Source organism: Aureibaculum sp. 2308TA14-22 (assembly GCF_040538665.1).
In the GTDB taxonomy this organism is placed as follows: domain Bacteria; phylum Bacteroidota; class Bacteroidia; order Flavobacteriales; family Flavobacteriaceae; genus Aureibaculum.
In genome coordinates this window covers 254,127-270,500 of record NZ_JBEWXT010000001.1, presented here as the reverse complement: position 1 = coordinate 270,500, position 16,374 = coordinate 254,127, and the positions used below count along the sequence as shown (strand labels likewise).

Annotated in this window: 11 protein-coding genes; 10 read left to right on the top strand and 1 reads right to left on the bottom strand. The window is 34.2% G+C overall.

Translation table 11 applies throughout. From position 1 onward, the window contains the following. The first annotated feature begins 230 nt into the window (after positions 1 to 230). From U5A88_RS01185 to U5A88_RS01175, 3 genes are all read left to right on the top strand, one after another. Complete coding sequence (locus U5A88_RS01185) at positions 231 to 638, top strand: SPOR domain-containing protein (protein ID WP_354203213.1); 408 nt, start codon at positions 231 to 233, stop codon at positions 636 to 638. Positions 639 to 753: 115 nt separating this feature from the next. Continuing rightward, positions 754 to 1,776: a Holliday junction branch migration DNA helicase RuvB gene (gene ruvB, locus U5A88_RS01180; RefSeq protein ID WP_354203212.1), complete on the top strand. Its 1,023-nt coding sequence runs from the start codon at positions 754 to 756 to the stop codon at positions 1,774 to 1,776. A gap of 111 nt (positions 1,777 to 1,887) precedes the next feature. Next, positions 1,888 to 2,115: a hypothetical protein gene (locus U5A88_RS01175; RefSeq protein ID WP_354203211.1), complete on the top strand. Its 228-nt coding sequence runs from the start codon at positions 1,888 to 1,890 to the stop codon at positions 2,113 to 2,115. A gap of 69 nt (positions 2,116 to 2,184) precedes the next feature. On the opposite strand, the gene U5A88_RS01170 is transcribed toward U5A88_RS01175, so the two are convergent. Continuing rightward, positions 2,185 to 2,601 carry a DUF2141 domain-containing protein gene (locus U5A88_RS01170; protein ID WP_354203210.1) on the bottom strand — a complete coding sequence of 139 codons (417 nt, stop codon included), beginning with the start codon at positions 2,599 to 2,601 and terminating at the stop codon, positions 2,185 to 2,187. 67 nt (positions 2,602 to 2,668) lie between these two features. Between U5A88_RS01170 and queG the strand changes: the two genes are divergently transcribed. The 7 genes from queG (at position 2,669) to U5A88_RS01135 (ending at position 16,334) form a co-directional block, all read left to right on the top strand. Continuing rightward, positions 2,669 to 3,601, top strand: coding sequence for a tRNA epoxyqueuosine(34) reductase QueG (gene queG / locus U5A88_RS01165; RefSeq protein ID WP_354203209.1), 933 nt, complete (start codon positions 2,669 to 2,671; stop codon positions 3,599 to 3,601). 33 nt (positions 3,602 to 3,634) lie between these two features. Next, positions 3,635 to 5,914, top strand: a complete 2,280-nt coding sequence (locus tag U5A88_RS01160) for an NADP-dependent malic enzyme (RefSeq protein WP_354203208.1) — start codon at positions 3,635 to 3,637, stop codon at positions 5,912 to 5,914. Positions 5,915 to 5,967: 53 nt separating this feature from the next. Further along, a complete protein-coding gene (locus U5A88_RS01155) occupies positions 5,968 to 7,545 on the top strand; it encodes a S8 family serine peptidase (RefSeq protein WP_354203207.1) in 1,578 nt (525 codons plus the stop codon). A gap of 160 nt (positions 7,546 to 7,705) precedes the next feature. Continuing rightward, a complete protein-coding gene (gene ruvA, locus U5A88_RS01150; RefSeq protein WP_354203206.1) occupies positions 7,706 to 8,287 on the top strand; it encodes a Holliday junction branch migration protein RuvA in 582 nt (193 codons plus the stop codon). Between the two features lie 4 nt (positions 8,288 to 8,291). After that, positions 8,292 to 15,464, top strand: a complete 7,173-nt coding sequence (gene sov / locus U5A88_RS01145; protein ID WP_354203205.1) for a T9SS outer membrane translocon Sov/SprA — start codon at positions 8,292 to 8,294, stop codon at positions 15,462 to 15,464. Positions 15,465 to 15,610: 146 nt separating this feature from the next. Further along, a complete protein-coding gene (gene gcvH / locus U5A88_RS01140) occupies positions 15,611 to 15,991 on the top strand; it encodes a glycine cleavage system protein GcvH (protein WP_354203204.1) in 381 nt (126 codons plus the stop codon). Beyond that, complete coding sequence (locus U5A88_RS01135) at positions 15,957 to 16,334, top strand: VanZ family protein (RefSeq protein WP_354203203.1); 378 nt, start codon at positions 15,957 to 15,959, stop codon at positions 16,332 to 16,334. Before gcvH ends, U5A88_RS01135 begins: the two co-directional genes overlap by 35 nt. Positions 16,335 to 16,374 lie beyond the last annotated feature (40 nt).

Genomic DNA, 16,374 nt, shown 5'->3' with positions numbered 1-16,374 from the left:
GATTCACACTTTTCATATTATAAATCATATTATCAAGTATCGTTTTGGTACGATTTTTTCTATTCTTAGAAACGAAAAGACATTCTTAGAAATATTTGACAAAAATAACATTATTTGTATAGAAGCAAAATCTAAAAATAATGTTAAATGTAATTTATAATGGTTCTAAATAACGAAATATATATTAAAGCTAGAAACAAAATTTTAAATTTGCCAAAACTAAAACTATAATGAAATCATTTTTAAACAGATACAGTATCATAATCCTTATAATTTCTCTATTAAGCATAAATTTAATAACTGCTCAAGAAGAAGGTAGTTTAACTATTCAAAGCAGTGAGAGCATAAAAAATATTATAGCTAAAAAGAAAGCTCATAATAAAAACACAACAAAAGTTAAAGGATACCGAATTCAGATATTTTTTGGGAGTGAACAAGGTGCATATAAAGCCCGTGAAGAATTTAAGTCTCTTTTCCCTGAAGTGTATTTAAAAGTCGAAAATTTTCCGCCAGATTGGAAAGTACGCGTTGGCAATTACAAAACACGGTTGGAAGCCGACAGGGCTTTGGTCGAAATTAAAGAAGCTTATTTGGGAGCCATCGTATTGCCTGAATTGATTGATGTTAAGAAGGGTTAATCTAATTCATTTAAGAACTGTTTATTTAAAAGATTCCTCCTTCGTCGGAATGACAATTGCAATTAATCATTGCTTTTAACTAGCAACACTTCCGCAAATAACTTACCTTTGTTATATGAACGAAAACCTAAATCCATCCGATGAAAATCTTTCTAACGAAGAATTAGATATTGAGAGAAAATTACGACCTCTAAATTTTTATGATTTTACAGGGCAGGATCAGGTTATTGAAAATCTAAAAATTTTTGTAGAAGCTGCCAACTTAAGAGAAGAAGCGTTGGATCATACATTGTTTCATGGTCCACCAGGATTAGGGAAAACCACCTTAGCACACATTTTATCGAACGAACTTAATGCAAACATAAAAGTTACTTCGGGTCCCGTTCTAGATAAACCAGGTGACTTAGCAGGATTACTAACCAATTTAGGTGAACGTGATGTATTGTTTATTGATGAAATTCACCGATTGAGTCCCATAGTAGAAGAATATCTTTACTCCGCAATGGAGGATTATAAAATTGATATTATGATTGAGTCTGGCCCAAATGCCAGAACCGTTCAAATTAATTTAGAACCTTTTACATTGGTAGGTGCCACCACACGATCAGGACTATTAACCGCTCCAATGCGTGCTCGTTTTGGAATTAATAGTAGATTGGAGTATTATCAAACTGATTTATTAACTACAATTGTACAGCGTAGTGCAACCATCTTAAATGTGCCTATATCCATGGAAGCTGCTATTGAAATTGCAGGTAGAAGTCGTGGCACACCACGTATTGCTAATGCGTTGTTAAGACGAGTCCGTGACTTTGCTCAAATTAAAAGTGATGGCACTATTGACATTAATATTGCCAAATTTGCTCTTAAAGCTTTGAATGTAGATGCTCATGGATTGGATGAAATGGACAATAAAATATTAGTTACCATTATTGACAAATTTAAGGGCGGGCCTGTGGGAATAACCACCTTGGCTACTGCGGTTAGTGAAAGTGCGGAAACTATTGAAGAGGTTTACGAGCCCTTTTTAATTCAACAAGGTTTTATAATGCGTACACCACGTGGAAGAGAAGTAACCGAACTAGCTTACAAACATTTAGGAAAAATTAAAGGAAGTATTCAAGGCGGACTTTTTTAAAGTCACTTTAGGAAAAATACCCGGTTGCTATTAGGCAAAATCCCCTTAAAATTTTAGGTTTATTCCCCTTGACAGCCAGTATTCAACTTTGTAGTTTTACAACAAAAAACTATGAAAACTTCTGCCTTACTTATCATTTTAATTCTATTTAACACTACCGCATTACTTTCAGAACCTATTGCACAACTTGTAAAAGGCATTGACCCATTGCTTTTTGTAAGCCTAGAAATATTACTGATTGTTGGTTATTTTATCAATAAAATTCTAAAGGATCTTAGGAAAACAATGGATTTTGATTGTAATAATTTGAATTTATTGGAAACAAAATTCAAGAAATAGAATTATCACATAAGGTGTCTTTTTATCAATTGATAAATAAATTATGGTTAAACCTTTTAAGCTGCAATTTTAATCACTGAGTGTAACCTCAAGTACAAGGTCTTCAATCAATGAGAACTTACAATCTTCATAAGAAGGTGCCGAAAATTTCGGTTTTATATTATTTGAAAAGCCGTAAGGTTCTTTCGGAATTCCAAGAAAACCTTGATTAAACTCATCATCAGAGTTTTCATCATGAAACATAGAAAAGGCATAATCGCCCTTTGGCAAATCATTTATTTTTATAATTTCTGTAGTATTTTCAACAGTTATGTAATAATGTTTAATTGCGGCTTCTCGTTTTAAAAAACCTTTTTTCTTATCAAAAACTCCAATTCTAATTTGACCTTCAAGCAGACCTATATTGTCAATTTTAATAGTTAATTCAGGATTTTCATTATAATCATTGCTAGATAAAAGCAAAAAACATATTAGTAAGTAGTTCATCGCAGTAAATTTAGACAAAAAAAATAAATTGTTTATGTACTTTAGCACAATAAACTTATATTAAACTTTGATAGTTAATAATAACTCCACAAAGTGGTCTAACTTAATTAAAACCGAAGCTAAACGTCTTGGTTTTTTGTCTAGTGGCATCAGTAAAGCAGAATTTCTGGAAGAAGAAGCTCCACGTTTAGAAAAATGGCTCAACCAAAATATGCATGGAAAAATGCAGTACATGGAAAATCATTTTGACAAACGACTTGACCCCACAAAACTAGTTGAAGATTCGAAGTCGGTTATTTCATTGCTCCTTAATTATTATCCTGAAAAAGAACAGGTTGACGATAGTTTTAAAATTTCTAAATACGCTTATGGAACGGATTATCATTTTGTAATAAAAGATAAGTTAAAAAGTTTATTACATTTTATTCAAGAAGAAATAGGAAAGGTTAATGGTAGAGCCTTTGTAGATTCCGCACCAGTTTTAGACAAAGCATGGGCTGCAAAAAGTGGTTTGGGGTGGATTGGTAAGCATAGTAATTTACTTACCAAAGAAGTCGGCTCATTTTATTTTATAGCTGAATTAATTATTGATTTGGAACTAGAATATGACACACCAACAACCGATCATTGTGGTACTTGCACTGCATGTATAGATGCTTGCCCCACCAATGCTATTGTAGAACCTTATGTTGTTGATGGTAGCAAATGCATTTCCTATTTCACCATTGAACTCAAAAATGAAATTCCCACTTCAGTAAAAGGAAATTTTGACGATTGGATGTTCGGTTGTGATATTTGTCAAGATGTTTGCCCTTGGAATCGTTTTTCAAAAGCTCATAATGAGCCATTATTCAATCCTCACCCAGAACTACTATCTATGACTAAAAAAGATTGGACAGAACTTACCGAAGATGTATTCAAAAAAGTGTTTAAAAAATCTGCGGTTAAGCGAACCAAATTTTCAGGTTTACAACGCAATATTAGATTTTTAAACGAATAGTCTTAAATTTGTCTTTCTAACTAAAATAATTTTATGGATAGCAGAAAGAAGAAAAATGAAGCCTTAAAATACCATGCGTTACCTAAACCTGGAAAAATTGAAGTAGTACCCACCAAAAAATATGCAACACAACGCGATCTGGCCTTAGCGTATTCTCCAGGAGTTGCCGAACCCTGTTTGGCTATTGAAAAAAACAAAGACGATGCTTATAAATATACTTCCAAAGGAAATTTGGTTGCCGTTATTTCTAACGGAACTGCAGTTCTAGGATTAGGAAACATTGGCCCGGAAGCATCCAAACCTGTAATGGAAGGTAAAGGATTGCTCTTTAAGATTTTTGCGGACATAGATGTTTTTGATATAGAAGTGGATGCTACTGACGTTGATAAATTTGTAGAAACCGTGAAGGCAATTGCCCCTACTTTTGGAGGTATTAACCTAGAGGACATAAAAGCTCCTGAAGCTTTTGAAATTGAACGCAGATTGAAAGAGGAATTGGACATTCCCGTAATGCATGATGATCAACACGGTACGGCAATTATTTCTGCAGCTGCTTTGAAAAATGCAGTAGAAATTGCTGAAAAAGACATTTCAAAAGTGCAAATCGTAGTGAGTGGGGCAGGTGCAGCCGCAGTTTCATGTACACGACTTTATATTAAATTGGGAGCAAATCCTAAAAATATTGTAATGCTAGACAGTAAAGGTGTAATTCGTAAAGACCGCGACAACTTAACACCTGAAAAAGCTGAATTTGCTAGTAATGTTGACATTCATACTTTGGAACAAGCGATGAATGGTGCCGATGTATTTATAGGCTTATCTCAACCCAACATATTGAGTGCAAAGATGGTAAAATCAATGGCAGAAAACCCTATTGTTTTTGCCATGGCAAATCCAAATCCTGAAATTGATTACAACTTAGCAGTTAAAACCCGTAAGGATATTATCATGGCAACGGGTCGATCGGACACACCCAATCAGGTCAATAATGTATTGGGATTCCCTTTTATTTTTAGAGGAGCTTTGGATGTACGTGCTACAAAAATTAACGAAGAAATGAAAATGGCTGCAGTACATGCTTTGGCCGATTTGGCCAAACACCCTGTTCCTGAGCAAGTTAATATTGTATATGACGAAGTTAATTTGGCTTTTGGTAAAGAATATATTATCCCTAAGCCCTTTGACCCAAGGTTGATTTATGAAATTCCACCTGCCGTAGCAAAAGCGGCAATGGACAGCGGCGTAGCTACTGCACCCATAAAAGATTGGGAAAATTATAGGGATCAATTGATGGAACGCCTAGGTACTGGAAGCAAGGTAATTAGACTAATACACAACCGAGCTAAAGCCAATCCTAAAAAAGTGGTATTTGCCGAAGCTGACCATTTAGATGTACTAAAAGCAGCACAAATTGTAAATGACGAAGGTATTGGCATTCCAATTTTGCTAGGTAGAAAAGAAACTATTTTAGGATTAAAAGCAGAAATTGGTTTTGATGAAGATGTTGAAATTATTGATCCAAAAACTGATGAAGAAAACGAACGAAAAAATAGATTTGCCAAAAGTTATTGGCAAGCCAGACATCGAAATGGTATAAAGTTATTAGATGCTCAAAAACTAATGAGAGAACGGAATTACTTTGCTGCCATGATGGTTAATGAAGGCGAGGCCGATGCTGTACTTACAGGTTATTCCAGAAATTATTCTTCAGTAGTAAAACCAATGTTAGAATTAATTGGTATGGCTGATGGTGTTACTAGAATAGCTGCTACCAATTTAATGTTGACCAAAAGAGGCCCTATGTTTTTGGCGGATACAACTATTAATGTTGATCCAACAGCAGAACATTTAGCAAAAATATCTAGAATGACGGCTTCATTGGCAAAGCTTTTCCATATACAGCCCAACATAGCCCTGTTGTCTTATTCTAATTTTGGGGCTTCTAAAGATAAAGAGTGTACCAAAATAGCGGATGCCATTAAGCAAATTCATCAAGAGTATCCTAATGTGGTAATTGATGGTGAAATACAAGCTGATTTTGCCTTAAATGCTGAAATGCTGAAAAAAGAATTTCCGTTTTCGAAATTGGTCGATAAAAAAGTAAATGTCCTAATTTTTCCAAATTTAGACTCTGCTAATATTACGTATAAGCTAATGAAAGAATTGTATGGTGCAGAATCTATTGGCCCTATTTTGTTGGGTATGAAAAAACCAGCCCATATTTTACAATTAGGCTCTAGTGTTGACGAAATGGTAAATATGGCCGCCATTGCCGTTATAGATGCTCAAGAAAATGAGAAGAGGAAAGGTTAGAGGTTAGAGGTTAGAGGTTAGAATAAAATGTAATTTGACTAAAATAGAATTATTTGAAAAATATTTATCTTATCGCAATACTACTTTTCGCAAGTCATTGTTTAGCACAAAAATCAGACAAATCTACTAACTCATTATCAGGTTTATCAAAGGAGGAACTCTGGCATTTAAATAGTTTTGAGTTAGATAGTGTTCCTGGAATTGATTTATCCCGAGCTCTTAATTTTTTAAAGGACAAAAAAAGCCGGCCCATAGTTATAGCTGTTATTGACAGTGATGTAGATATTGATCATTCGTGGATAAAAGACATTTTATGGTCAAACCCTGATGAAACTTCCGACAATGGTCTAGATGACGATGGTAATGGTTATATCGATGATATTCATGGATGGAATTATTTAAGAAACAAAAAAGGCACAAGAATCAATTATGCCTCCTCTTCGGCAATAAGGTACATAACCCAATTTAAAAAACAGTTTAAGGATACAACTTTATTAAGAAAAAGTAAAGATTCCATTAGCTTAGATATATACAAGCAAGCATGGAATTCGCATAAGAATAGTTTAGAAAATGCAAAAAAAGAATTAGAGTTTTTATATTTTATAAGAGATAATTATCCAATTTCAAAAAAAGTTGTTGATTCAATTTTTTATGGCAAAAATTATACTCTTGAAGATTTAGATAGTTTAAAATTTCTATATAAGGGTGATGATAAATTATTTAAACGAATTAAGTTTATGCATAGTTTTAAACGTCTTAAAATGGAGGATGATTTTGCAGAAAAATATAAAGAAGAAGCTCACTTTAAAGTTTCTAGAACTAACAATTTAGATTATTACGACAGAAGCTCCCTTAAAGATAATTCAATGTCAATTAATCATATTCACTATGGTAGCGGAATAGTTAATAGTTTTTTAAATATTCTTTGGCATGGTACTGCCGTTTCAGGTGTTTTAAACTATTTTGATAATACCAAAATAATGATTTTATCTATTACACCAAAAACTGGTAGCCATACCGATGAAGACTTGGCCAAAGCTATAAGGTATGCTGTAGATAATGGTGCTAAAGTAATAAATATGAGTTCAAGCAATGATTTTTCACCTAATAATGAAATTGTCCTACAAGCATTAAAATATGCAGAAAATAAAGGTGTTATTTTTGTGCGTTCCGCAGGTAATAGCGGTCAGAATATTGATGAATATACTACATTCCCAAATAACGACAATAACCTGACTAATTTTTTAATTGTTGGTGCATCTGGTAAAAGTATTGAAAAATCATTAAAGCCGAGTTGGGCAAACTATGGTAAAAATAAAATTGATTTATTTGCACCAGGTGAAGATATTTTAACTGCGGAAGTTTTAAAAGAAACTAAATTAATTTCTGGAAGCTCTATGTCTGCCCCATTGGTAGCAGGAACCATTGCACTAATCAAATCTCATTATCCTAATTTAACAATCTCACAAATAAAAGAAATACTACATAAATCCGTAGATAAATACAACGTGGATATTACTTTGGAAAATGGAGAAAAAGTACCGTTTTCAGACCTTTCCATATCTGGCGGTATTCTAAATGCTTACAAAGCGGTTAAACTTGCTGATATAATCTCAAATAAACAGAAATAGATAAGTTCATTCTATAAGAAATCAAAACATAAACCCAACAATTCCACTATTACACACATAAACAATTAAACAGGTTAACGTTTCAACAATTTTTTTCGCTATTCAAATTTTAAAAACTACATTTACAGATTAAATTAATAACTCTAACTTTTTAGTCTAAATGATAACCCATCTTAATGGAAAACTAGTAGAAAAAAATCCCACTTATGTTATAATTGAATGTAACGGAGTTGGTTATTTTTTGCATATTTCTTTAAATACCTATGCCAAAATTCCCGATGCGGAAGCGTTAAAATTATATACGTATCTCAACGTAAAAGAAGACTCGCACACACTTTTTGGTTTTGCCGATAAAGTGGAACGTGAAATTTTCAAACTTTTGATTTCCGTTTCCGGTGTAGGTCCAAGCATTGGGCGTACCATGCTCTCTTCAATGACTCCAGAGCAAATTCAACATGCCATTGCCTCTGAAGACGTTGCAACCATTCAATCTGTAAAAGGTATTGGAGCCAAAACCGCACAGCGTGTTATTATAGATTTACGTGATAAAATTGTTAAAACTTACCAAATTTCAGAAGATTCTGCTTCTAACAACAATACTATTAAAGATGAAGCGTTATCTGCTTTAGAAGTACTTGGGTTTTCGCGTAAACAAGTGGAGAAATTAGTACAAAAAATAATTCAAGAAGCCCCTGATACTACTCTTGAAAATATCATAAAGCAAGCATTAAAAAACTTGTAAAACTTTGAATATCAACTTAAAAAGGACATATAGTCTATTTTTATTAGTACTCTTTTTTGCATCAACCTACATTTTTGCTCAAACACCCCCTTCTGCTCCAAAACCAAAAGACTCAACCAAGGTAACTAACACTAAATCAGTCAATAAACCTACTGACACCCTAAAAAAAGATACCTTACCGAAGTTACCATATAACTTTAGACGCGATCAAAAAGGTAGCCTTTTCTTAGATGGCCTATCTGAATATGAGATTCTTTACGATGCCGAGAAAAAACAATACATTTTTGTAAAAAAAGTGGGCGATTATTATGTGAAACATCCTTCTTATATGACCGAAGAGGAGTATAAGGAATATCGCTTAAATAAAGATATGCTAGACTACTTTAAAGAAAAGGTAAGTGCGGCTAGTGGTAGAAATAAAGGGAGTGATGCTGAAAGAAATCTTTTACCAAGATATTATGTAAAATCAGATTTATTTGAAAACATTTTTGGAGGCAATACCATTGAGGTAAACCCCACTGGGTATGTTGGGATTCGGATGGGCATATTGTTTCAAAAAGTTGAGAATCCACAACTGTCACAACGCAATCGACAAAGCACTACATTTGATTTTGATGCTGAAATTGGTGCCAGCTTAAATGCTACAGTTGGTAAACGTTTAAGAGTAAATGCAGCTTTTGATACTCAATCAACCTTTAGTTTCCAAAACCAAATAAAATTAGAATACACACCAACCGAAGATGATATTATCCAAAAAATTGAAGTAGGTAATATTAGTATGCCCATTCAAAATTCATTAGTTAGTGGTGCTCAAAACCTTTTTGGTTTTAAAACACAATTACAATTTGGTAAAACAACGGTAACGGGAGTGTTTTCTAAGCAAAATTCTCAGACCCGTTCTGTAGCCGCAGAAGGTGGTGCTACCATTACCGAATTTGACATGAGTGCCAGTGATTATGATGATAATAGACACTTCTTTTTATCACAACGTTTCCGTGATGATTTTAACAAATCTATGGCCAGATTTCCGTTGATTAGTAGTTCTAAGCAAGTGACACAAATTGAGGTTTGGGTCACAAATAGAAATAATTTTACTGAAGATGTTCGCAATATAGTAGCCTTAGCTGATTTGGGTGAGAATGACCCAACCAATATTCATTCTGGTTTGGTGAATCCGGTATCAGGTGAAAAAGACCCCTCGAACGATGCTAATAGCCTAACTAATCTTTTGACTCCTAATGGCGGCATCAGAGACATTTCTACAGTAAGCTCTACCTTAGCAGGATATCAGCAAGGTACTGATTATACCATTTTAGAAAATGCCAGAAAATTGATTTTAGGAATCGATTTCACGTTAGACCCTCAATTGGGTTATATTACCTTAAACAGAAGGTTAGCCGATAGTGAAATTTTAGCAGTAGCTTTTGAATACACCGATACTAATGTTCCAGGAGAAAATGTTTTTAGAGTTGGTGAACTTTCTACAGATGGGGCTACAGCACCTGCCAATTTAGTGGTAAAATTATTACGTAGCGAAATTGTAAATACTACAATACCAATGTGGGATTTGATGATGAAAAATATTTATGCCCTACCGGGTGCTTATCAATTAAGTCCTGACGGATTTAGATTAGAAGTAATGTATCAAGATGACAAAGAAGGTGTTCCATTAAACATTTTGCAAAATGCTACAACAACTGGGGTAAATAGTAAAACCCTACTCAATTTACTGCGTGTTGACCGACTAGATCAATCCAACGACCCTGTTGAAGAAGGTGATGGATTATTTGATTATGTGGAGCGAATTACAATAAACTCGCAAGAAGGATATGTAATTTTTCCAACGGTAGAACCTTTTGGAAAGAGTAATACCTCAAACACAAACGAACTAGGGGAATTAGGAGAAATCCTTACCGATGCTGCGGACGAGCAATATGTATTTACAGAATTATATGACAGAACAAAATCTCAAGCTCAAAACGATTTTCAATACAAAGACAAATACCTTATTAAAGGGTATTTTAAAACGGAAAATGAAAGAGGCATCCCCTTAGGGGCTTTTAATGTAACAAAAGAGTCAGTAACTGTAACTTCTGGCGGAAGAGAATTAATAGAAAATGTAGATTATATCGTTGATGAGACGACTGGAACAGTACAAATTATCAATCCAAATTTACAGGCTTCTAATGCTCCTATTGAAGTTAAAGTAGAAAATAATAACGGATTTAACCAGCAGCAGCGTAGGTATTTAGGAATTGACATACAACATGTTTTTTCCGAAAATTTTGCCATTGGTGGTACACTAATTAACATGCGTGAAAGACCCTATGGTAAAATGCAGTTTGGTCAAGAATCCGTAAACAATACCCTTGCTGGATTTAATTTTAGCTATCAAACTGAGGTTCCAAAATTCACAAAATGGGTAAACAAACTGCCAAATATAGATACCGATGTAGCTTCCAATTTTTCTATCCGTGCAGATGCCGCTTATTTAATGCCGGGAACCGCCAAAAATAGAAATGGTGGAATTAGCGGTGAAAATGCTTCGTATATCGACGATTTTGAAGGCTCTCAAATTCCATTGGATATTAGTTCGTACAGACAATGGTTTTTGGCAAGTGTCCCTCAAAATCAAAACAACCCTGACTTGCAATTTTATAACGATGCCGACACGGATCAACTAAAATTTGGTAAAAAAAGATCGCAATTGGCTTGGTACACTATTGATAGGTTATTCTATGGTAATTCATTAAAGCCAAACAACATCGATAATGAAGAACTCTCCAGGGCCGAAGTCCGTCAAGTGGGCTTTAACGAATTGTTCCCTGAATTAGATTTAGACATAACACAATCCAATATCGTAAACACACTAGATTTAGCTTATTTTCCACAAGAGCGTGGTTCGTATAACTTTGACAACCAAAATGTTGTAAACGGAAAGTTTACCGACCCAGAAAACAGATGGGCGGGTATTATGCGTTCGTTAAACACTACAGATTTTCAACAAGCCAATGTAGAATATATTCAGTTCTGGTTAATGGATCCTTATGAGAATTATTCCATCACCCCAGAAGAAGGTGGCCCTACAACTGTAAATTCAGCTGATTTTGGCGGTGAATTGTATTTTAACTTGGGTAATATTTCCGAAGATATTTTAACGGATAACAGAAGAATGTACGAAAACGGTTTGCCTGAAGATGGTGTTAAAATTCCCAAACCCAATATTGGAGCAAATGTTGACCAAACTGCTTGGTCAGATATACCCATAAAGCAATCCTTAATCTATGCCTTCACCGAAAAGGATGATGAAAGACCAAATCAAGATTTAGGATTGGACGGTTTAAAAGATAACGAAGAAGCTATACGATTCGGTACACAATTTGGCCCTGACCCTGCCAATGACAATTATAACTTTTTTAGAGGAGGTGAATTAGATGCTGCAGATGCTTCCATTTTAACTCGATATAGAAATTTTAATAAAACACAGGGCAACTCACCTACTATCAATAATTCAACAGAATCTTATCCTACGGCGGCTAGTTCTTTTCCTGATATTGAAGACATCAACAAAGACCAAACTATGAGTACAGTTGAGGGTTACTTTCAGTATAAAGTGGATATTGACCCTACCAAATTCGTAGTAGGGCAAAACAATATTGTTGATGAAAAAATTGTAGCTGTTAGTTTACCTGATGGTACGCAACAACAAACTAAATGGTATCAATTTAGAATTCCTATTACCACACCTCAGGAAACTGTTGGTCAAATTTCAGATTTTAATTCCATCCGCTTTATGCGAATGTTCTTGACTAAATTTAAAATACCTGTGGTATTGCGTTTTGGTGAGTTAGAATTAGTACGTGGCGATTGGAGAAGATATACCAAAACATTAGATGATGCCATTAACCCGCCACAAGAATTAACCGAAGAAGAAAACAGAAACTTTGAAGTTGGCGTAGTTAATGTTCAAGAAAACGAACGAAAAATACCAATACCTTATGTATTACCACCTGGTTTGCGTCGAGAAAGATTACAAGGTACAACAACCTTACAGGAACAAAATGAACAATCTCTATTGGTTCGAATAAATGATTTACCCGCTGGTGAGACCAGAGCAGTTTTTAAAAATACGCAATTTGACATGCGTATGTTCAACTCCTTAAAAATGTTTGTGCATGCTGAAGCAATTGCAGGACAATTGGGAGTTAATGATGACGATTTGGTAGCTATTATAAGGTTAGGTAGTGATACTGACAATAATTTTTACCAATACGAAATTCCTTTAAAAATAACACCATTTGGTGCTACTTTTGATGAGGAAATTTGGCCAGAGGCTAATGAAATATTAGCAGATCTAAAAGCTTTTGGACGGTTAAAAATAGAACGAATTTCATCCTCCACATTACCAACAGATTTATATCCTAGTGAAACCGCTGAGCCCGATGCCAGATTGCGTATGAAAGGAAATCCGAACTTAGGGAATATCAGAACCATAATGATTGGGGTAAAAAATAAATCGAACATGGCAAAAAGTGCCGAAATGTGGTTTAACGAATTGCGTGTTTCCGATTACGATAATGAAGGTGGCTGGGCGGCTGTTGTAAACGCTGATGCCAACTTTGCAGATTTTGCAGATATTTCGGTTTCTGGTAGAGCAAACTCCCAAGGTTTTGGTTCGTTGGAACAAACTGTAAACGAAAGAAGTCAAGAAGATGTAAAGCAATACGATGTTATCAGTAATATAAACGTAGGCCAATTGTTGCCTAAATCTGCTGGAATTAAAATTCCGTTAAATGTAAGTTACGGTGAAGAATTTGCAGATCCTAAATGGAATCAAAGATATCAAGATGTACGTTTTAGTAAAAACGATGCAGAAGCAGAAAGTTCTAGGGATTATACAAAACGCAGAAGTTTAAACTTAATTAATGTCAGAAAGGAAAGAACAAACCCCGAGAAAAAACAACGTTTTTACGATGTCGAAAATCTTTCGGTCTCTTATGCCTATAACGATACCTATCACAAAGATTATGTGGTTGAAAAATTTGTCGATAAAAATGTAAGAGCTGCGGCAACTTATAATTACGGATTTAAACCTCTAGAACTTCAACCTTTTAAAAATTCTAAATTTTTAGAAAAAAACAGCTTGTTTAAGTTTGTAAAAGATTTTAATTTGAATCCGCTACCGACTTCAATCTCAGTTAACTCTAATATTATAAGGAGTTATAACGAACAAGCTTCAAGAGCATTGGTCTCAGGATTTGACCCTGTAAAATTTACTCAAAGACGCTTTTTGTTTGATTGGGATTATAATATTGCATATGATCTTACCAAGTCATTACAATTCAGTTTTAGAGCAGCAAATAGCTATATAAATGATCGGTTTGAAAAAGACCCTAACAATAGTAGAGAAGTTCTAAATGGAGAATTGTTCGATAATTTCTTTAGTGTTGGTAGACCTAATCAATACCATCAAACCTTAGATGCTACTTATAAAATTCCGCTAAACAAAATTTCTTGGTTTGACTTTTTAAGCGGAACATATAGTTATACCGCTGATTTTGATTGGCAAGCCTCGGCACCTGCCTATGTTGAAGATATAGGTAATACCATACAAAATGCCAATACACATACTTTTTCTGCCGACTTGGATATGACCAAACTTTATAAGCGAACAGGTCTTACCGACTTAGCTAAGAAAAAAACCAAAAGACCAAAAAGAGACAAAAACGCTAAAAAACGCGATTCTACCACTAAAAAAATAGCTGCTCCCAGAACCAGAAGGGTAATTGAAACTAAAAATAAAACGGGTGGACAAAAAGTATTGCAAGGCTTAGTAGATGTAGTTACATCAGTTAAAAAAGTAAGAATTGCTTATTCAGAACAAAACGGTACCATTTTGCCCGGATTTAAACCCGAAGTTGGCTTTTTAGGAAGAGATAGATACAATGGCGGCCTTGCACCTACTCTAGGGTTTGTTTTTGGTAGTCAGAGAGATATGAGAAGTTTAGCCGCTGCAAATGCTTGGTTGGTATCTAGAGATACTTCAACTGTTGGTGGACGTGATCCAGACTCTTATTACAGTAGAACTTTTGCAACCACCCATTTAAACAAGTTAGATATTAATGCAGACCTTAGGCCTTTTAAAGATTTGAATATAGAACTCTCTGCCAATAAAATATTTACTAAAAACAAATCGCAGCAAATAGATGTTATCAATGGAAATTTAACAGATCAACCTTTTAATGAAATTGGTAATTTCAGCATTAGCCATTTTATGTTGGGCAAAGCCTTTGATGGTAATGGTGATGCTACTTTCGACGAGTTTAAAGCCAATAGGGCTATTATTCAGCAACGTTTGGCTCAACAGTCTGGTGCTAATATTTCTGGCTTTGGAGAAAACAGCCAACAAGTATTGATTCCTGCTTTTTTAGCAACCTATTCTGGTAGAGATGCGAATAAAGTAAAATTGAGTGCTTTTAGAGATATTCCTATTCCTAATTGGCGATTAACCTACAAAGGTTTTATGAAGTTCAAGTGGTTTAAAAAGCACTTTAGAAGCTTTATTGTTGAACATCAATACAATTCTACCTATTCAGTAATAGGCTTTAATAATAATTTATTGTACAACGAAGCTAATAAATTTACGGAGCTAGATGACAATCAATATTACAGATCAGAAAGAATATTTTCAGGTGTAAATTTAATTGAGGAATTCAATCCTTTAATAAAAGTGGATATGCGTATGAAAAATTCTTTTTCTGTAAGAGCAGAACTCAAACAAGATAAAGCCTTGAATTTAAACGTAAGTAACAATACCATTACAGAAATTAGAGGTAAAGAATATGTTTTAGGATTAGGCTATCGCCTTAAAGATGTTAAATTAAAAATTAGAACAGGCAACACCTTAACCAGCTTTAAAGGTGATGTTAATTTTACTGGTGATATTGGTATTCGTAATAACTCAACTACTATTCGCTCAATTGATGTGCTAAACAATCAAGTAACGGGTGGGCAACGTCTATTGTCTTTTAAATTTAAGGCAGATTATCAATTGAATAAAAATTTATTAGCATCATTTTATTATGATCAGAATAGTTCGCGTTTCTTAATATCTACCACTTTCCCAAGAAAATCAGTTAGTGCTGGTATAACTATTCGTTATACTATTGGCAATTAATTCAATCAGAAGACCAAGGATCAAAGCTAAAGAAAGCATACCTAAATTCTCTTCTTAAGGAGAGTAAGTAGCGTGTAAAAAAATAGTTGCAGCATACCTTATTTATTTACTAACTTTGTCTTTTTTAACATTTAATTGTAATTACAATGAACATTCCTGCAGAATTAAAATACACTAAAGACCACGAGTGGATAAAAATTGATGGCGATGTTGCTACAGTTGGTATAACCGATTTCGCTCAAAGCGAACTGGGAGATATTGTTTATGTTGATGTTGATACATTTGACGAAACTATAGATAAAGACGAAGTTTTTGGTTCTGTTGAAGCCGTAAAAACGGTTTCTGATTTATTTATGCCATTATCTGGTGAGGTTGTTGAGTTTAACGAAGACCTAGAGGATAGTCCAGAAAATGTAAACACTGACCCATATGGGGATGGATGGATGATAAAAATAAAAATTAGTGATACTTCTCAAGTAGATAGTTTATTAGATGCCGACACCTATAAAGCGGTTATTGGAGCGTAATGCTTTGTTAATTGCTGTATCCTTTACATTTATTATTGCTTTTTTGAGTCTTGTGTCTTTAAAAGGAGTTGCGAAAATAAATATTAGCAATTCTGACAAAATCGGACACTTGGTAGCCTATTTTATATTAGGCCTAAGCTGGTTCCATGTTTTTAAAAAACAACGAAAAAAGTGGCTGTACATTACACTTTTACTAATAATTTACGGCATGGTTCTTGAGGGATTACAAGGAACGTTAACCACATACAGAACAGCAGATTTGTATGATGAATTTGCCAACGCAAGTGGTGTGCTAATAGCTCTATTAGTATCTTATTTGTGGTTAAAAAAACGAGAGAATTAAAATATTTCTTGTTTTAGTAGATTTATTTATTAAATTAGCA